The 17818-nt window shown below is 65.7% G+C and carries 12 protein-coding genes and 1 other RNA gene; 9 read left to right on the forward strand and 4 right to left on the reverse strand.

All coding sequences use genetic code 11. The features are described 5' to 3' along the window. Positions 1-53: 53 nt before the first annotated feature. Positions 54-1280 carry a COG3904 family protein gene (locus tag ACCQ16_RS13825; protein ID WP_218488708.1) on the reverse strand — a complete coding sequence of 409 codons (1227 nt, stop codon included), beginning with the start codon at positions 1278-1280 and terminating at the stop codon, positions 54-56. Between the two features lie 147 nt (positions 1281-1427). Between ACCQ16_RS13825 and ACCQ16_RS13830 the strand changes: the two genes are divergently transcribed. The 4 genes from ACCQ16_RS13830 (at position 1428) to ACCQ16_RS13845 (ending at position 6284) form a co-directional block, all read left to right on the forward strand. Then, positions 1428-2891, forward strand: a complete 1464-nt coding sequence (locus ACCQ16_RS13830) for an AlkA N-terminal domain-containing protein (RefSeq protein WP_218498592.1) — start codon at positions 1428-1430, stop codon at positions 2889-2891. Next, positions 2888-3433 carry a methylated-DNA--[protein]-cysteine S-methyltransferase gene (locus tag ACCQ16_RS13835; protein ID WP_218498591.1) on the forward strand — a complete coding sequence of 182 codons (546 nt, stop codon included), beginning with the start codon at positions 2888-2890 and terminating at the stop codon, positions 3431-3433. The genes ACCQ16_RS13830 and ACCQ16_RS13835 overlap by 4 nt, the downstream gene beginning before the upstream one ends. Before the next feature lie 36 nt (positions 3434-3469). Then, the gene (locus tag ACCQ16_RS13840) at positions 3470-4768 is read left to right on the forward strand and encodes an alkaline phosphatase family protein (RefSeq protein ID WP_372379984.1); all 1299 of its coding nucleotides are present in this window, start codon (positions 3470-3472) and stop codon (positions 4766-4768) included. A 124-nt stretch (positions 4769-4892) separates the two neighbouring features. Then, positions 4893-6284, forward strand: a complete 1392-nt coding sequence (locus ACCQ16_RS13845) for a chloride channel protein (protein WP_008571873.1) — start codon at positions 4893-4895, stop codon at positions 6282-6284. A gap of 301 nt (positions 6285-6585) precedes the next feature. On the opposite strand, the gene ACCQ16_RS13850 is transcribed toward ACCQ16_RS13845, so the two are convergent. The 3 genes from ACCQ16_RS13850 to ACCQ16_RS13860 form a co-directional block, all read right to left on the reverse strand. Continuing rightward, positions 6586-6768 carry a 30S ribosomal protein THX gene (locus ACCQ16_RS13850; protein WP_008571876.1) on the reverse strand — a complete coding sequence of 61 codons (183 nt, stop codon included), beginning with the start codon at positions 6766-6768 and terminating at the stop codon, positions 6586-6588. Between the two features lie 304 nt (positions 6769-7072). Then, positions 7073-7149, reverse strand: a non-coding RNA gene (locus ACCQ16_RS13855) — sX9 sRNA. A 59-nt stretch (positions 7150-7208) separates the two neighbouring features. Beyond that, positions 7209-7625: a MerC domain-containing protein gene (locus ACCQ16_RS13860; RefSeq protein WP_008571877.1), complete on the reverse strand. Its 417-nt coding sequence runs from the start codon at positions 7623-7625 to the stop codon at positions 7209-7211. A 162-nt stretch (positions 7626-7787) separates the two neighbouring features. Between ACCQ16_RS13860 and ACCQ16_RS13865 the strand changes: the two genes are divergently transcribed. From ACCQ16_RS13865 to ACCQ16_RS13885, 5 genes are all read left to right on the forward strand, one after another. After that, positions 7788-9851, forward strand: coding sequence for a TonB-dependent receptor (locus ACCQ16_RS13865; RefSeq protein WP_277572635.1), 2064 nt, complete (start codon positions 7788-7790; stop codon positions 9849-9851). Positions 9852-10243: 392 nt separating this feature from the next. Continuing rightward, on the forward strand, positions 10244-12625 hold the full coding sequence (locus tag ACCQ16_RS13870) for a TonB-dependent receptor (protein ID WP_277572634.1): 2382 nt from the start codon (positions 10244-10246) through the stop codon (positions 12623-12625). An 856-nt stretch (positions 12626-13481) separates the two neighbouring features. Next, a complete protein-coding gene (locus ACCQ16_RS13875) occupies positions 13482-15278 on the forward strand; it encodes a S8 family peptidase (protein WP_277572633.1) in 1797 nt (598 codons plus the stop codon). Between the two features lies 1 nt (position 15279). Beyond that, positions 15280-15888, forward strand: a complete 609-nt coding sequence (locus ACCQ16_RS13880) for a hypothetical protein (RefSeq protein ID WP_029819832.1) — start codon at positions 15280-15282, stop codon at positions 15886-15888. Between the two features lie 109 nt (positions 15889-15997). Beyond that, the gene (locus ACCQ16_RS13885; RefSeq protein ID WP_277572632.1) at positions 15998-17818 is read left to right on the forward strand and encodes a S8 family serine peptidase; all 1821 of its coding nucleotides are present in this window, start codon (positions 15998-16000) and stop codon (positions 17816-17818) included.

Below are 17818 nucleotides of genomic sequence, written 5' to 3' on the forward strand. Positions count from 1 at the left end.
GCAGCGACGATAGGCAGCGCGCAGTGCGATACGCGTGAAGCCCATCACTGCGCTCAACCGTCGGGGTGCGTCGCGGGCGACGGGCCGGCCTGGGCCGCGTCCTGCGCTGGCGCGGAGTCTGGCTCGGCTGCAGGTGTCGCCGCACCTGCGGCATCGCGCTGGGCTTGGTCGTTGTGCGTCTGGCCGGCCTGCGCCTCACCGGTCTGCGTCTCGGACGTCGGGCTGGCCGGCAGCGCCGCGGCATCGGTTTCGGCCAGCGGGCTTTCTTCCGGGCAGGCCGCATCCGGAAAGCCGAAGCGCTGCTTCAAGGCCAGGCCGCAGGCATTGACCGCGTCCAGGTCTGCGCCCTCGCCCTTGCACTTCTGGTCGAAGGCGACCAGAAACGCGTCCTTGCGGCGTACGAAGGCATCGCCGCACTTGCGCATCTGGCGGATGCGTTCCAGATCGTCCTGCACGGCGTTGGTGCCGTCCAGCCCGTATTCGCGCAACTCTTCCACGCTGAGCAGGCGCAGGCTGCGGTTGGGCACGGTCATCATCAGGTCGGCCACCGCCACCGCCACGCCGTTGCGCTCCAGGTAATCCTTGACGTTGCCGTAGACCTCGCGCAGTTCGCGATTGAGCTCGGCGCGCGAAGTGGCCTTGGAGCTGATCCGCATCATGCGGTGAATGCCGACCTTGCCGGCGACCAGGCGGTTGTCGCCGGCCGCCAGCACGAACACGCAGGCGCTGTGGCAGATCGAGCCTTCGCGCACCCAGATGGTCCAGTTGGATTCGCCGATGGTATCGCCGGCGCGGATCGCCGCCTCCACCTGCCCGCCACTGGAATCCAGGTCCAGGATGCGATGCGGCAACTTCCACTGCTCCGCGACCGAGGCCAGCCGCCACACCAGCGCCGCAAAACCCGCATTGATCTTGCCGGCGTAGCGCACCCGCACCAGCCCGGTCTCGCGGCACGGCGCCAGCGCCGCTTCCACGCTGGCCCGGTCCAGTGCCGGCAACAACGTGCCGTCGCCGGCCTCGCGGCTGTAATCGGTCGCGCAGCTGATCCAGGCCTGGCCCGATTCCAGTTCCGCCTGCGGCCAGCCGGCCTCGCCCGCCTGCGTGCGCGGGCGCGGTGGCGGGACCGGGTCGGGCGTATCCACCGACACCATGTGATCGCCATCGCTTGCCTGCCCTGCACCACTCTGCTGCGCAACCGCTGCATCGGCGGAGGTCGCCGACCGATCGCAGGCGGCCAGCAGGAGCAAGCAGGCAAATGACAGACAAACCGATTTCAGCATGATGTGGGGCACGGAGCGCGACGGAGATCACCCGCAGTCTATGGCTGAATGGGTCGATGGGTTGACCCGGCCATGAACGCGCGGGCTCGCCGCAACCCTGTCCGAAAACGGCCAGCCGGCGCCAGGGCGAGCGCATAGACTGGCGCCATGCAGACCGCAACGCCCGACCGAACCCAATGCGACCGCGCGCGCCTGGCACGCGATGCACGCTTCGACGGGCTGTTTTTCACCGCCGTGCGCAGCACCGGCATCTATTGCCGCCCGGTGTGTCCGGCGCCGCCGCCGAAGCCGGCCAATGTCAGTTACTACCCCACTGCCGCGGCAGCCAGCGCCGCCGGCTACCGGCCGTGCCTGCGCTGCCGGCCGGAGCTGTCGCCGCAGGCGCAGCAACATCTGGGCGAAGAAAGCGTGCAGCGTGCGCTGGCGATGATTGCCGACGGCGCGCTGCAGGAGCAGCCGGTGCAGACGCTGGCCGATGCGGTGGGCTTGAGCGCGCGCCAACTGCAGCGGCAATTCGTGCAGCAGCTGGGCGCCACGCCGATCCAGGTGCACGGCACGCATCGGCTGCTGCTGGCCAAGCAATTGCTGACCGAAACCGCCCTGCCGGTCACCGAGGTCGCGCTTGCGGCAGGCTTCAACAGCCTGCGCCGCTTCAACGCGGCCTTCGTGCAGGGCTGCGGCATGCCGCCCTCTGCATTGCGCAAGCAGCGTACCGAGGTCCCCGGCGGCGAACTGACATTGCGCCTGGGCTATCGCCCGCCACTGGATCTGCCGGCGATGCTGGCCTTCTTGCAGCGCCGCGCGATCCCGGGCATCGAGCAGGTCGATGCCAACGGCTACCGGCGCGTCATCGGCCCGCCGGGCAAGGCCAGCGTGATCGAGGTCAGCGCGGCACCGCAGCGCGCGGAACTGCTGCTGCGCATCGGCGCCACCGACCCGCGCCAGATTCCGCAGATCGTGCGGCGCGTGCGCCGGCTATTCGATCTGGATGCAGACCTGCAGGCCGTGCACGCCACGCTCGCGCCGGAACCGTTGCTGGCCGAGGCGCTCGCGCGCCGCCCCGGGCTGCGCGTACCCGGCGGGTGGGACGGCTTCGAAGTGGCGGTGCGTGCGGTGCTGGGCCAGCAGATCAGCGTGGCCGGCGCAGCAACGCTGGCAGCGCGGCTGGTGAACCGTCATGGCGGTCATCATGCCGACATGCCACCCGGACTGGATCGCAGTTTCCCCACGCCCGAACAGCTGGCCGACGCGCCGCTGGAACAACTCGGCCTGCCGCGTGCGCGCGCCGCCACGCTGCGTGCGCTGGCATCGGCCTGCGCGCAAGGCCAGCTCCAATTCGGTGCCGGGCAGCGCCTGCCTGATTTCATCGCCGCCTGCACCGCGTTGCCCGGAATCGGGCCGTGGACCGCGCATTACGTGGCCATGCGTGCGTTGTCGCATCCGGACGCGTTTCCGGCCGGCGACCTGATCCTGCAGCAGGTGCTCGGCGCTCCCGGGCGCCTGAGCGAACGCGCCACCGACGCCCGTTCGCAGGCGTGGCGACCGTGGCGCGCCTACGCCGTGCTGCACCTGTGGCATCTGGCCAACGACCGCAAGGACACCCGCGCATGAGCACACTGCACTACGACACCTTTCCCTCGCCGATCGGCGCACTGAGCGTGGCCGCCGACGACACCGGCGTGCACCACATCCTGTTCGCGCAGAACCGCTACGACGCCATCGGCCGTGCGCGCTGGTTGCACGACCCCGATGCGCCGCTGGTGCGCGAAGCACGCGAACAGTTGCTCGATTACCTGCATGGCGGGCGACGCAGTTTCGATCTGCCGCTGGCGCCGGTCGGCACACCGTTTCAGCTGACGGTCTGGCGCACGCTGGCGCAGATTCCGTTCGGGCAGACCTGGAGCTACGCGCAACTTGCGCAGGCGGTCGGCAAGCCGGCCGCGAGCCGCGCGGTGGGCGCTGCCAACGGACGCAATCCGCTGCCGATCGTGCTGCCCTGCCATCGCGTGATCGGCGTCAATGGCACGTTGACCGGCTTCGGCGGCGGCCTGCCGACCAAGCAGGCCTTATTGCAGTTGGAAGGCTGGTCCCCGCGTGGCGCCGCGCGCGCCGACGATCTGTTTGCACCTGCCTCGGCAGTGCGCACTGGCTGACTTCGCGGCGTCATCGCTGCGCCGTAAACTGACGCCATGATCGACCGACGTTTTGGAGTTGCCGCAGCGGCGCTTGCCTTGCTTGCGGCCTGTAGCAGCCAGCCATCTGCGCGCAGCGCGCCCACGCAGGTGCCGGCTGCAGCGCCCAATACCGCATCGGCCAGCACCCCGCACACACTGCTGCTCATCTCCATCGACGGCCTGCGCGCGGACATGCTCGATCGCGGCATCACGCCGAACCTGTCGCAACTGGCACGCGAAGGCGTACGTGCGCGCTGGATGACGCCCTCGTATCCGTCGCTGACGTTTCCCAATCACTACACCCTGGTCACCGGGCTGCGCCCGGACCACCACGGCATCGTGCACAACAGCATGCGCGACCCGACGCTTGGGGGTTTCTGGTTGAGCAAGTCCGAGGCGGTGGGCGATGCGCGCTGGTGGGGCGGCGAACCGGTGTGGGTGGGCGTGGAAAACAGCGGCCAGCATGCGGCCACCTGGTCGTGGCCAGGCAGCGAGGCGGCAATCAAGGGCGTACGCCCGTCGCAGTGGCGCCATTATCAAAAAGGCGTGCGCCTGGACACGCGCGTGGACGCAGTGCGGGGCTGGCTGAAAACCGACGGCGCCCGGCGCAACCGCTTCGTCACGCTCTACTTCGAACATGTGGACGAAGCCGGCCACGACCACGGCCCGGAATCGCGCGAATACGCCGACGCCGTGCGCGCGGTGGATGCGGCCATCGGCCGGCTGCTGACAGACATGCAACGCGATGGCACGCGTGCGCGCACCAACATCATCGTGGTCTCCGACCATGGCATGGCCGAGGTTGCGCCGGGGCATGCGATCAGCGTGGAAGACATCGCGCCGCCGCGGATCGCCACCGCAATCACCGATGGCCAGGTGATCGGCTTGCAGCCATTGCCTGGGCAACAGGACGCTGCCGAGGCCAGCGTGCTCGGTGCGCACGACCACTACGACTGCTGGCGCAAGGCGGAGCTGCCGGCACGCTGGCAGTACGGCAGCCACCCGCGCATTCCGTCGATCGTGTGCCAGATGCACGAAGGTTGGGATGCACTCTTCCCGGACAAGCTTGCCAAACGCGCGCAGCGGAGCACACGTGGCTCGCATGGCTTCGATCCGGCATTGCCATCAATGCGGGCGGTGTTTCTGGCGCAAGGCCCGGATCTGGCGCAAGGCAAGACACTGCCAGGCTTCGACAACGTGGATGTCTATGCGCTGATGACCCGGCTGCTGGGTATTCCCGCCGCGCCCAACGATGGCAACCCGGCAACCTTGCTGCCAGCCTTGCGCGTGCCGCCGGCAGCCGACGCCAAATAGACGCGACCGGCACCCGCAGCAACGCCGCCCTGCGCGCGCGCAGCATCTACGCCGAAAACGCGCACGCAGGCAAGACGCTGCGCCACGTCGTGGCCGCGGGGCTCATGTCGGCGACAGCACAGGAATGTGGCTCGCTGTAGACACCGCTGCGGCCCAGCAGTGCGACAATGACGCAATGTCTGGTTCCAATTCCCCGCCGCGTCGCTTGCGGCCGCTGTTGTCCAGCGAAGGCTGGCGTCGTCGCGCTGCACTGTGGGGCGGCGCCATTGCGGTGGCGCTGGTGGCGATCGTATTCGCCAAGGCCAGCGACGCGGCCTTTCATCTATTTCAACGCATCACCGCACACTCGATCTGGTGGGCACTGCTGCTGACGCCGGGCATCTTCGCGCTGCTCGCCTGGCTCACCTCCGGTGCGCTGCGGCCTACGCGCGGCAGCGGCATCCCGCAGGTGATAGCCGCGCTGGAGCACCCGGAGCCGGCGTTTCGCGACAGCAACCTCTCGTTGCGCGTGTCGGTTGGCAAGCTCGCGTTGACCACCTTGTCGCTGCTCGGCGGCGCATCGGTGGGACGCGAAGGACCCACCGTGCATGTCGGCGCCAGCCTGATGCATGTGTTCGGGCGCTGGTTCGGTTTTCGCGACCCACGCGAGCTCTCGCATTTCCTGCTCGCCGGCGGCGCCGCCGGTATCGCGGCCGCATTCAATACCCCGCTTGCGGGCGTGGTCTTTGCGATTGAAGAGCTGAGCGGGCGTTTCGAGCACCGCTTTTCCGGCACCCTGCTCACCGCGGTGATCGTCGGTGGGGTGGTGTCGCTGGGCCTGCTGGGCAACTACACCTATTTCGGCAAGGTGGCCGTGGCCTTGCCCTTGGGCCAGGCCTGGCTGGCGATCGCCTTGTGCGGCAGCGTGGCCGGGTTACTCGGCGGCATCTTCGCGCGGATGGTGCTGGCCAGCGTCAGCGGCAAACCGCGCTGGTTGGGCGCGCTGCGCCAACGGCATCCGGTGCTGCTGGCCGCATTGTGCGGCGTTGCACTGGTCGGGCTGGCGCTGGTGTTCGGGCAAGGCGCCTTCGGCACCGGCTACGAACAGGCGCGCAGCCTGGTGCAGGGGCATGCGGTGGTCGGCCACGAGTTCGGCATGATGAAACTCATCGCCAACCTGGTCTCGTATCTGGCCGGCATTCCAGGTGGCCTGTTTTCGCCGGCGCTGGCAGTGGGTGCCGGCATCGGCCACAACCTCTCGGTGCTGATGCCCAGCGTGGATCCGCGCACCTTCGTGCTGTTGGGCATGTGCGCCTATCTCACCGGCGTGACCCAGGCGCCGCTGACCTCGGCGGTGATTTCGCTGGAACTCACCGACACCAGCCAGATGCTGCTGCCCATCCTGGCCACCGTGCTGATCGCGCGCGCAGTCTCCGGGCTGGTCTGCAAGACGCCGATCTATCGTGGCCTGGCCGAGCAGTTGCTGGCACCGGGTGGCGCTACCGTGGCACCGACGACTTCCGCGCCTGGTCACTGACGTTGGATGCGGCCGGCCAGCAGTGCGCAGCGCGGCCGGCTGCGACAGCAATGATTCAGTGCCGGGTCGCCTGGTGATCGACCACATGTCCCGGCGTTGATCAGGTGGCGCCGGGCCTAAGCCAGCGCGCACACGTACGCCGGGTCCATGAACGTGCCGGGGGAAAAGACGTTGCCGCGACCTGATCGGGCATCGCCTGGCCAGCCGGCGCCTTCACGATGCCGGCCAGGCAATGCCGGACAGCGGACATAAAAAAACGCGGCGCAAGCGCCGCGTTCTGGTGTCGCGAAGCTGGCCCGGATCAGCCGGCCTTGGCGACGGTCTTCTTGGCGACGGCCTTCTTGGCCGGGGCCTTGACCACGCCCTTCTTGGCAACCGGGGCAGCTGCACCCACGACAACCTTGCTCACCGCGTGCGAACGCGAATTGCCGTAGCTGGCGTTGTAGCGCTTGCCCTTGGCGGTCTTACGGTCACCCTTACCCATTTCGTCGACTCCTGAATGTGAATACAAATTCCCGTGCTGGCACAGGTCTGGCGAGGTTTCACCGGCGGCGCCCTCGCGCAAGGCCGACAAGCCTACCACGGCGGCCCCGGCGCGCGTAGCTGGGCAGCGCCCGGCCGCCTTGCGGCACTGATCGACCCAAGAACGATGCATGCAGTCGTGGACTGTGCGCGGCCGCGGTTGGAGCAGCAGAGCAGCCAGAAAATGCGGGGGCAGACGTGGAGGAACTCCGCTGTCCGCATCGGCCTGGCGGCGACGCAACCGCACGACGACAAAGGCTTAGTGCGACTAACAAAACGTAGCGAGCAGCTATCAGGTGGGCACGGACGGCGCGCTCAGAACCTTAGCGTACGCGTGGTACATGCCGATTCCGAGCACCGGCCGCGCCCGCCTGGCGGCTGCAGTCGTTTTGTTAGCCGTTCTTAGTGCGCGCAGCTGGCGTCGTGCACATGCCCATGCCCGTGATTCAGACGCAGATTGACCAGGTGGGCGATACCGACCAGGGCGCCGCCCAGCGTCATCACCACCGCATGCGGCACCACCGAATGATGAAGCGGGTCGTACAGCAGGCCCAGCCACAGCAACCCCAGGCCGGGCAGCAGCAACGCCAGTGCATGCAGCGCTTTATGCCGGCGATACCCGAGCACCAGGCTGAAAAGGCCCAGCAGCGTCACGAACACCACGATGGCCCGTTCCACCCCGTCGCCCAGCCAGAACGACAGGCCCAGCGAAGGCGCCAGCGCCAGCACCAGTGGCAATACCGCACAGTGCACCGCGCACAGCAGCGAGCCGGTTGCGCCGAAGCGGTCAAGAAGATGGCGAAGGGTTGGTAGAGGCATGACGTCCAGCAGGGTACTCGCGGCGACGTGGAATAATATAACATCTTACTGTTCCAGCCCCGCATCAGTGCATCGCGCAGTCATGCGGGCTCGCCGCCGGCGCAGCAGGAAAGCTGCGCCTTACCACTGATACACAGTAACAATTACAGAGTCCGGTCCACCATGCCCTCTTTTGCTCCCTCTTTCCGCCGTTCTGCGCTCTCGCTGGCCCTGGCCAGCCTGCTGACCCCTGCCCTGGCCATGGCCGAGGACGCTCCGGTCGCTGCCGATGGGCAGACCCCGCCCAGTTCGGACACGCGCCACGATGCCAGCCCCTCCAGTGGGCGTCATATCAAGGATCTGGACAAGGTGGTGGTCACCGCCAGCCCGCTGCGCGATGCGGCCGGTGAGTTGAGCCGCCCGGTGGAAGTGCTGGCCGGCGAGCGTCTGGACGAGGTGCGCAGTTCCAGCCTGGGCGAAACCGTGGCCAGCCTGCCCGGCGTGCAGAGTTCCAACTTCGGACCCGGCGTGGGCCGGCCGATCATCCGCGGCCTGGACGGCCCGCGCGTGGCAGTGCTGCGCGACGGCCTGTCCACCCAGGACGTATCCACCGTCAGCCAGGACCATTCCCCGGCGATCGAGCCGTTCCTGGCCAACCAGATCGAAGTGCTGAAGGGTCCTTCGACCTTGCTGTACGGCTCCGGCGCCATCGGCGGCGTGGTCAACGTGGTCGACGGGCGCATCGCCGAGACCCCGGTGGACGGCTTCAGCGGGCGCGCCGAAGTGCGCTTGGACGGCGGCGACAAGGACGGCAACACCGACATGTTCCGCGTCGATGCCGGTAATGGCAGCGGGCTGTCGATCCACGCCGATGGCGTGTATCGCAACCAGAACGACTACGACACGCCGAAAGGCCGCCAGCTCAACAGCTGGATCGATTCCAAGGTGGGCTCGATCGGTGCATCGCTGTCCGGCGACTGGGGGTTTGTCGGCCTGTCGGCATCGCGTTTCCGCGACAACTACGGCAACCCGGGCGAGCCGGGCGACCCGTCCATCGGCGAGCGCGGCGTGTCGCTGAAACTGCAGCAGGACCGCTACGACCTCAAGGGCGGGCTGACCGATCCGTGGGGCGAAGGCAGCGCGTTGCGTTACAGCTTCGGCCATACCGATTACGCACATACCGAATTCGAAGGCGCCGAAGTCGGCACCGTGTTCACCAAGCGGGCCAACGAAGGCCGCGTGGAAGCCTCGTTCACGTTTGGCGGCGGCTGGCAGACTGCATTCGGTCTGCAAGGCAGCGACAGCACCTTCCAGGCGATCGGCGAAGAATCCTTCGTGCCCAAGACCGATACACGCTCGCTCGGCGCATTTGCCGTTGCGCGCAACAGTTGGGAGCGGGTCACCGCCGAAGTCGGCGCGCGCGTGGACAAGGTCAAGTACCAGACCGATGTCGGCGTGGATCGCGATTTCACGCCGACCAGCTTCTCGGCCAGCGGCGGTTTCCGCTTCAACGAACAATGGCGTCTGACCGCCAACCTGGACCATGCCGAGCGCGCGCCGGCCGAAGAAGAACTGTTCGCCAACGGCCCGCACATCGCCACCCTCGCCTTCGAAATCGGCGACGCCAACCTGAAGACCGAGAAGGCCAACCAGGCCGAGCTGGGATTGAATTTCCAGAACGAATGGGTGGATGCCAAGGTGGCGGCTTACTACAACCGCTACAACGACTTCGTCTACATCGTCGACACCGGCGGCCAGTGGTTCAACGAAGAAGACAACGACTTCCTGCCGATTCGCCAGTGGACGCAGGCCGATGCGATCTTCCACGGCTTCGAAGGCGAGGCCACCTTCCACCTGGCCAACAACGAGAACGGTGCGTGGGACCTGCGCGTGTTCGGGGATACCGTGCGGGCGCGCCTGAACGATGGCGGCAACCTGCCGCGGATCGCACCGGGCCGCTTCGGTGCGCAGCTGCGCTGGGATGCGCAGCAGTGGCGCGCATCGCTCGGTGCCACCCGCACCATGAAGCAGGACAAGGTGGCAGTGAACGAAACGCCGACCGACGGCTACACCTTCGTCGATGCACATCTGGCGTATCACGTGGACCACGGCAGCACGGCGTGGGAAGTGTTCCTGGACGGCAACAACCTGACCAACCAGGACGCACGCGTGCACACCTCCTTCCTCAAGGACGATGTGATGCTTCCTGGCCGCAGCGCCTCGTTCGGCGTGCGCCTGTTCTTCTGACGGCAGACTCTCTCCCCTGCTGACTGGAAGGAAGGCCGCCTTCGGGCGGCCTTTTTTATGTGCATTGCCGAGCTATCGGCGCCGGCTTGCGCGCACTGCACTGCGCCTGCAGTCGCGTTCGCCAGCGCGTGGATTTGCACGGCACTCAGGACGGGAGCACCGACGCGCGACACGCCAGCACGACCTTCTTCCCAACGTGGAAGCGCAGCCCACGGCTGCTGCGTCGCACAACACGCTGCGGCGCATCTAGGGTTAAAACTTCATTAGCACTGCGCTGACAGGGGGCGCAAGCGACGCGATAGCGCGGGCGCGCGCGTGCACTGGCTGCCGATGCCTGCACACGCGGTGTGGCTCGGCAGCGTTCTTGCACTTTAAGACAAGGAGCCTTGCGCATGCGTTTTTCATCGCCCCGCTACACCCTTTCGCTTGCCGTCGCTGCCGCGCTGCTGGCACCGGATGGCCGCACGCAGACCGCCACGCCTGCATCAGGCAACCAGGAGGCCACCACGCTGGATGCGGTTATCGTCAGCGGCACCGCGCGCTTCAAGGGCCTGGCCAAGCGCGACGCCAGTTTTTCGATCACCACGGCCAGCCCGGAGCAGATCCAGCAGGCGGTGCCGCAAAGCACCGCCGACCTGCTCAAGATCGTGCCCGGCGTGTGGGCCGAGCCCAGCGGTGGCGGCACCGGCGCCAACATCTTCGTGCGCGGCATGCCATCGGAAGGCGATGCGCCGTTCGTGACCATGCAACTGGACGGTTCGCCGCTGTTTCCGCCGCCGACCTTGTCGTTCCTGGAGAATTCCACGCTGTTCCGTGTCGATGACACCGTCGAACGCATGGAAGTGCTGCGCGGCGGCTCCAGCCCGATCTTCTCCAACGGCCAGCCCGGATTGACCGTCAATTTCATCCAGAAAAAAGGCCAGGACGAACCCGAAGGCAGCGTGCGCCTGACCGGCGGCAACAACGCCTTGCGCCGCATCGATGTGTTCAACAGCGGACCGATGGGTAATGGCTGGTACTACAGCGTGGGCGGTTTTTTTCGCGAAACCGACGGCGTGCGCGACCCGCAGTTCTCCGCCGACAAGGGCGGCCAGTTCAGCGCCACCTTGAGCAAGCGCTGGGACAACGGCGAGCTGTCGTTCTACGCGCGCCACACCGACGATAACAACGCGTTCTACACCGCGATCCCGTTGCTCTCGCGCAACAACGGCAACGATCTTTCCAGTTTCCCCGGCTTGAACGCGCAGACCGGCACCCTGCTCGGCCGCGATTTCCGCAATGTGGATCTGTTGGTCGGACCCGATGGCCAGACGCTGCGGCGCGACCTGGCCGACGGGCGCGGCGTCAACATCGACGTGTTCGGCGGCGAATGGAACTGGGAGAGCGGCGGCTGGACCGTTGCAGACCGCTTCAATGTGATCAGCGGCAGCGCACCGACCTACGCGCTATTTACCGGCGATGCGCCACAACGCCTGGGCGATTTCATCGCCAGCTACGGCAGCAGTGGTAGCGCCAGCTACACCAATGGGGGCGGCGTGGTGGATGCGAATCAGCAGGTGCTCGAAGCCGGATGGTGGTCGGTGGACAAACGCCTGAATTCCTTTACCAACGACCTGCGTCTGAGCCGCGAGCTGTTTGCCGGCAACACGCTGACGGTGGGCGCGTATTACGCCAAGTATTCCTCTGCCGACACCTGGTACCTGGGCAATACCATGTTGCTCACCGCGCAAAACAACGCGCGCCGCATCGATGTGGCGTTGGACGATGGCCGCCAGGCCACGCGCCAGGGGTTCACCAGTACCGCGTTCTTGAACCTGCGCGCCAAGTACGACGGCGAAAACATCGCCACCTTCGTCGCCGACGAGTGGGAGCTGAGCGAACGCCTGCGCCTGGACCTGGGCGCACGCTACGAGCGCCAGAGCGTCACCGGCGATGTGCACGACACTACGACCGTGGATCTGGATGGCAACCCGGCCACGTTGTACGACAACGCCACCTCGCTGGCGCTGGCGACCACCCGGCGCATCGATCAGAACGATGAAGCGTTGTCGTGGACAGCCGGTCTGAACTTCACGCTGGACCAGCACAACAGCCTGTTTGCGCGGGTCAACTCCGGGGTGAAGTTTCCCGGCTTCGACAACCTGCGCGATGGACAGACCCGCGTGCAGGACGTGGATCAATACGAGCTGGGTTTGAAGTCCGGCACAAGCGTCTACGACCTGTATCTCACCGCGTTCTACAACACCTTCAAGAACTCGCCGTTCCAGGCATTCCTGGCCAATGGCGAGAACTTCACCGCCGTGGGCGATTCGCGCGCACGTGGCCTGGAGGTGGAGGGTGCGATCCGGCCGTTCGGCGGGTTCGAGCTGGCTGGCACCGGGGTGTGGCTGGACGCCAAGTACCGCAATTATCGCGAGTTCACCGGCAACCAGGTGATGCGCCAACCCAAGCGCCAGTTCCGCATCACGCCCAGCTATTACTGGATGCTGCCGTTCGGCGACCTCAAGGTGTTTGCCACCTATTCGTACATCGGCGAGCGCTTTGCGGACCTGGCCAACAGCCAGCGCCTGCCTTCGTACGACATGCTGGATATCGGCGCCAACCTGCATGTGGGCGAACATTGGGAAGTGACGGCCAGCGGCAGCAACGTCACCGACACGCTGGGCCTGACCGAAGGCAACGTGCGCGTGCCTGGCGCAGCCACCGGTGGTGTCTTCATGGGCCGCCCCATCGCCGGGCGGCAGTACCAGATGTCGGTGGCGTACCGCTGGTAGTTCGCCGCCACACGCTGAGCAGCGCAGCAGCGCAGACTGCTGCGCGGCACCTCGCTACCGCATGTCTCGATGCGCAGCCTGGTGGCACTGGCATGCCCGGGCCATGGCCGACGTTGCCAGACGCTGCGGGCCGCATACGTTTTCCCATGCGCGGCAGACGGTGTAACACGGTGATGACAGGACGGAGCCGAACAGCGCCGCATGCGAAGCACGACGACGCATCGTGATCGCTTATTTCGATCGAAGTGACTGCCACTGCCAAATTTTTCTGCAATTTTCGTCGGCAGAACTTCGCATGCAACGCATCACCCGACACGCCAGCCGTAAATTGCGCGATGTGTCACGAAGATGTCGTCGCTGGCATGCCTTGCAGACAATGCTGCCCCCCTTTGTAATCCAGGCGTTCTTGATGCACACGCATCGACAACATCGGCTGCGTCGACACGCACAGGGGAGCCGACGCCGGACCTGACCGCAGCGTCCATCGGCAGACATGCGCTTGGTAACTCAACTGGGATAAACGCACATGGCTCTTGTTGCAGCCTCCTTTGCATCGATGTCGCACTCCCCGGGCATCGACACGCAGCATCTGACTGCCTGCGGTGCAGCTCGGCTTTCGGATCGCACTGCCTGACGGGCTTTCCGGACCTGGCTGGCACCTGTTGGGTCCTTCACTCGCATTCCTCTTTCCGGCTCCACCAACACCGGCTTCACAGGCGCGAGCTTCGTGGAGTGGAGCAGTTGCAAAGGCCGATCGCGCGGTTGGCCTGACGGAGGAGTGTGTCACTCGACGGCGCCCCCCATTTGACTGGAATCAAACGGAATGAACTCTCTTCGCAGGCGACCTCTCGCGCTGTTGATCGTTGTCCTCCTGAGCGGCAGTACGCCGCCGTCGGTACTTGCTGCCACCCAGGCAACGGCTGCCGCCACCCCGGCCACTGCCAGCGCCAGCGCCAGCAATAGCGCCACAGCGAAAGCCACTGGCAACGACCCATTGCTGCGGTACCAGTGGCATATCTCCAATCAGGGGCAGGCCGTGATCGGCGACAGCCGTCCGGTCGCCGGCGTGGACATGGATGTCGACATCCTGCATGCCCTGGGCATTCGCGGCCGCGGCGTGCGGGTGGGCGTGGTGGACGATGGGCTGGAATTGGGCCATGAAGATCTGGCAGACAACATCCTGCCAAACGGGTCGCACAATTTCGGCGACGGGTCGCACGACACCACGCCGATCGACCCGAACAATGGTCACGGCACGTCCGTCGCCGGCATCATCGGTGCGGTGGGCTGGAATGGCCGCGGCGGACGCGGCGTGGCGCCAGAAGTGCAACTGGCAGGATTCGACTTTCTTGCACGCGACTCTTCGGTCACCGATGCCAGCATCCGGTATGCATGGGGCGATGGCCCGGAGGCACGCAACATCGATGTCTTCAACAACAGCTGGGGTTCGACTACCCCGTTCTACCAGGATTTTCCGCTGGAAGACCAGCGCAGCTGGGAAGCATTGATGGCTTCGACACGCGGAGGCCTTGGCGGCATTTACGTCAAATCTGCGGGCAATAGCTTCCTGCGCTTCCTTGTGCCCGACGAGAACGGAAACCCCGTCAATAGCTGCAGCGAACAATCGCGTGCATTGAAAGTCGGCTGCTCTCTGGCCAACATCGATCCGTTGGCAAATCTGCCCGGAACCATCGTCGTGGCCAGCCTGAATGCCAAGGGCACCCGTGCCTCGTATTCGTCCACAGGCTCTGCGTTGTGGGTCTCCGGTCTTGGCGGCGAGTTCGGCCGTCAACGCAAGTTCTATCCCGACGCAGCGTCCACCTTTTACCCGGACGCCGTCCCCTATGCCTACGACCCGGCGATTGTCACCACCGATCTCAGCGGCTGCGCAGCTGGCGACAACGTCGAAGCTCCCGATGTGGTCTACAACGCATTGGACGGCAGCAAGTCGAAGATCGACGCATCGTGCAACTACAACGCCGTCATGAACGGCACCTCGGCTGCAGCGCCCACGGTGTCTGGCGTGGCTGCGTTGGTTCTCGGTGCCAATGCGAGCCTGAGCGCACGCGACGTCAAATATATCCTTGCGACAACCGCGCGCCAGATCGACCCATGGCAGCCGCAGGCGGTCTACCAGGGCAGCGTGATCGATCCGGGCTGGATCACCAACGCAGCCGGGCACCGTTTCAGCAATTGGTACGGCTTCGGCCTGGCCGATGCCGCGGCCGCGGTCTACAAGGCGCGCTATTTCACGCCGCTGCCGCCCATGCGCGATACCCAATGGATCAGCTCCACCGATGCCGCCAGCCAGATCGGCGGCCCGGCGCGCCCGGGCAAACTGCGCATCCGTGTGCAGCAGGCGATGAAGGTGGAAGCGGTGCAGCTGTCGCTGCAGTCGGCGCACAAGACGCCGTCCAACCTGCGTGTGGTGCTGGTGTCGCCGAGCGGGACGCGCAGCGTTGTCGCCACGCCGTTTTCCGTCCTGGATCCGGCTGCTTATGCGCAGACGGGGTTCTATATCGACCTGACCTCCAGCAATGCGTTTCTGGACGAGAAATCGCGCGGCATCTGGACCCTGGAAGTGACCGACATGAGCGATCCCAGGAGCACTGTCGCACTCAACGCTTTCAAACTTCGCATCGTGGGGCACTGATATGAAACCGATGATTGTTGCTTGCCTATTGACGCTGTCACTCGCTGCAACCGGTGCTGCCCAGGCAGTGCAATACATGGACGCCAACACCCTGCGTGCGGCAGCGACCGGCGTGCGTTTCAAGTCCGGACCGGACATGTTCCGCATGCTGCCGGCCACGGTGGTGAGCGAGCACAAGCCGCCACGGAACGCGATATCGGCGCAGCGGTCGGCAGCCAAAGCCGGCATTACGGGTGCGGTGGCCCCCAGCGACAAGGTCGCCGCGCGCATCGGGCCGTATGCGGTCGTGCTGGATGCGCCTGCGGGTGCCGCACGCAGTCTTGCCACGAACACCGAACGCCCCATCGCCGCTGCGGTGAATGAGCGCAACGGGCGTGTCGTGCTGGTCAACCCGCAGGTGAAACTCACCGGTATCACGCCCGCCACTGCGAAATCGCTGGCTGCCAGCACCGGCGGAACCATTGCATACACCTCGACGGTGGACGGCAGCGCGGTGATCACCTATGCATCGGTGGACCAGGCCCAGCGCGCACTGCCCGGCCTGCAGCGCAGCAGCGGTGTCGCGCAGGCGGCGCTGGTGGTCATGCAGGCGGTGATGCAACCGATGTAAGTACATCGGCCGCAGGCCGATCCCTGCGGCCGTTTCACGTCAGGCAGCCTGCCGGCCGGTTTGGCCGGCACCTGCATCTGGCGTGCGCCCCCATGACCGATACCATGCCATGACACTGTCTCCCCTGCGGCGATTGCCGCTGCTTTGCGCGTGGCTGCTGGCGCTCGGGCCCTTCTCGCTGACAGCCGATGCTGCAGCAACCGGCGTTGACGCGCCGATCAAGACCACCCAGAACACAAACAATGCCAGCGACCCGTTGTTCCGCTACCAATGGCATCTGCTCAATCAAGGCCAGCCGGTGTTCGGCGACCAGCGTCCACGGCCAGGCGTCGATCTGGATGCGGACATCCTGCACACGCTTGGCATTCGCGGAGCCGGAGTCAAGGTGGCGGTCATCGATGGCGGGCTTGAGATTGCGCATGAGGATCTCGTCGACAACATCGTTGCCGGCGGCTCGCATAACTTCTTGAATGGTTCCAACGATCCGACGCCGCCTGCGGATGAAATCGACAATGACCACGGCACCGCGGTCGCCGGCATCATCGCGGCACGCGGATGGAACGGGCTGGGTGGACGCGGTGTTGCGCCGGAGGCGAATGTAGCTGGCTTCAATGCACTTTCCATAGTCGATGGCAGCAAGCAGTACGTCGATATCCGTTACTCCTGGGGCGATGGCCCGGAAGCCCGTGCGATGGACGTGTTCAACAACAGCTTCGGCATCTCGACAGCGGTCTATCCATTCAGCGATCTCGACGAGCAGCGCTCTCTGGAAAAAATGATGCGTGCCCAGCGTGGCGGCAAGGGCGGCATCTACGTCAAGGCAGCCGGCAATGATTTCAATACGCTGCTTGATGTGGATGCACAGGGCAAGCTGATCGATCGCTGCAGCGACCAGACCCGGCAGCTTGGCGTCGCCTGCAGCAGCGCCAATATCGACAACCTCAACAGCCTGACCACCATGATTGTGGTCGGTGCGGTCAACGCCGACGGTGTGCGTGCGAGTTATTCCTCGCCCGGATCCGCAGTGTGGGTGTCCGGTCTCTCCGGCGAATTTGGGTTCCAGCGTCGCTTCGACCCGCATCCTGAGACTTACAGTCCGTTCTATACACTGCTCGCTGCACAGGGACCGCAACCATTCTTCTCACCGGCGATCGTGACGACCGATCTGAGCGGATGCGCGGCAGGCAATAACCGCGATCGCACGCGTGCGCCGCAGAACGCGCTGGATACCAGCCACTCAAAGATCGATGCCTCGTGCAACTACAGCGCACGCATGAACGGCACCTCTGCCGCCACACCGACGGTTGCAGGCGTCGCAGCGCTGATGCTGGGCGCCAACCCGCAACTGACGCTGCGCGATGTCAAATACATCCTGGCGACGACGGCGGTGCAGGTCGATCCCCATCAGGCCAAGGCGTTCTACAAGGACGCCGTGATCGAGCCCGCCTGGATCACCAACGCGGCCGGCCACCGTTTCAGCAACTGGTATGGCTTCGGCTTGGTGGATGCAGCCGCGGCGGTGGAGCGTGCGATGCATTTCACTCCGCTGCCTGCAATGCAAGACACCGAGTGGACCGTCTATGACGGCAAGAGCAGCACCATCGGCGGCATCGGTTCGCCAGCGCGATTGGCGATCGACATCAAACAGTCCTTCAAGGTGGAAGGCGTACAGCTGTACTTCGCGGGGACGCACAAGAATCCGCGTCAACTGCGCGCCGTGCTGGTCTCGCCCAGCGGCACCCGCAGCACCGTGATGACGCCGTTTTCCACGCTCGATCCGGGCGATGGCTTCGTGGTCTTCCTGACCTCCAGCAATGCCTTCCTGGATGAGGCGGCCGCCGGTCGCTGGACATTGGAGGTGGACGACATGCTCGCCGACAACGGCAAGGAACAACTGCAGCAATTCGAAATGCGCGTGGTGGGCCACTGA

Source organism: Xanthomonas sp. NCPPB 1062 (assembly GCF_041481705.2).
Taxonomy (GTDB): domain Bacteria; phylum Pseudomonadota; class Gammaproteobacteria; order Xanthomonadales; family Xanthomonadaceae; genus Xanthomonas; species Xanthomonas euvesicatoria.

What these genes read in the sequence shown, in the direction of transcription:
- ACCQ16_RS13825 (WP_218488708.1), bottom strand. Translation starts at nt 1,280, where the DNA reads ATGCTGAAATCGGTTTGTCTGTCATTTGCCTGCTTGCTCCTGCTGGCC.
- ACCQ16_RS13830 (WP_218498592.1), top strand. Translation starts at nt 1,428, where the DNA reads ATGCAGACCGCAACGCCCGACCGAACCCAATGCGACCGCGCGCGCCTG.
- ACCQ16_RS13835 (WP_218498591.1), top strand. Translation starts at nt 2,888, where the DNA reads ATGAGCACACTGCACTACGACACCTTTCCCTCGCCGATCGGCGCACTG.
- ACCQ16_RS13840 (WP_372379984.1), top strand. Translation starts at nt 3,470, where the DNA reads ATGATCGACCGACGTTTTGGAGTTGCCGCAGCGGCGCTTGCCTTGCTT.
- ACCQ16_RS13845 (WP_008571873.1), top strand. Translation starts at nt 4,893, where the DNA reads ATGTGGCTCGCTGTAGACACCGCTGCGGCCCAGCAGTGCGACAATGAC.
- ACCQ16_RS13850 (WP_008571876.1), bottom strand. Translation starts at nt 6,768, where the DNA reads ATGGGTAAGGGTGACCGTAAGACCGCCAAGGGCAAGCGCTACAACGCC.
- ACCQ16_RS13860 (WP_008571877.1), bottom strand. Translation starts at nt 7,625, where the DNA reads ATGCCTCTACCAACCCTTCGCCATCTTCTTGACCGCTTCGGCGCAACC.
- ACCQ16_RS13865 (WP_277572635.1), top strand. Translation starts at nt 7,788, where the DNA reads ATGCCCTCTTTTGCTCCCTCTTTCCGCCGTTCTGCGCTCTCGCTGGCC.
- ACCQ16_RS13870 (WP_277572634.1), top strand. Translation starts at nt 10,244, where the DNA reads ATGCGTTTTTCATCGCCCCGCTACACCCTTTCGCTTGCCGTCGCTGCC.
- ACCQ16_RS13880 (WP_029819832.1), top strand. Translation starts at nt 15,280, where the DNA reads ATGAAACCGATGATTGTTGCTTGCCTATTGACGCTGTCACTCGCTGCA.
- ACCQ16_RS13885 (WP_277572632.1), top strand. Translation starts at nt 15,998, where the DNA reads ATGACACTGTCTCCCCTGCGGCGATTGCCGCTGCTTTGCGCGTGGCTG.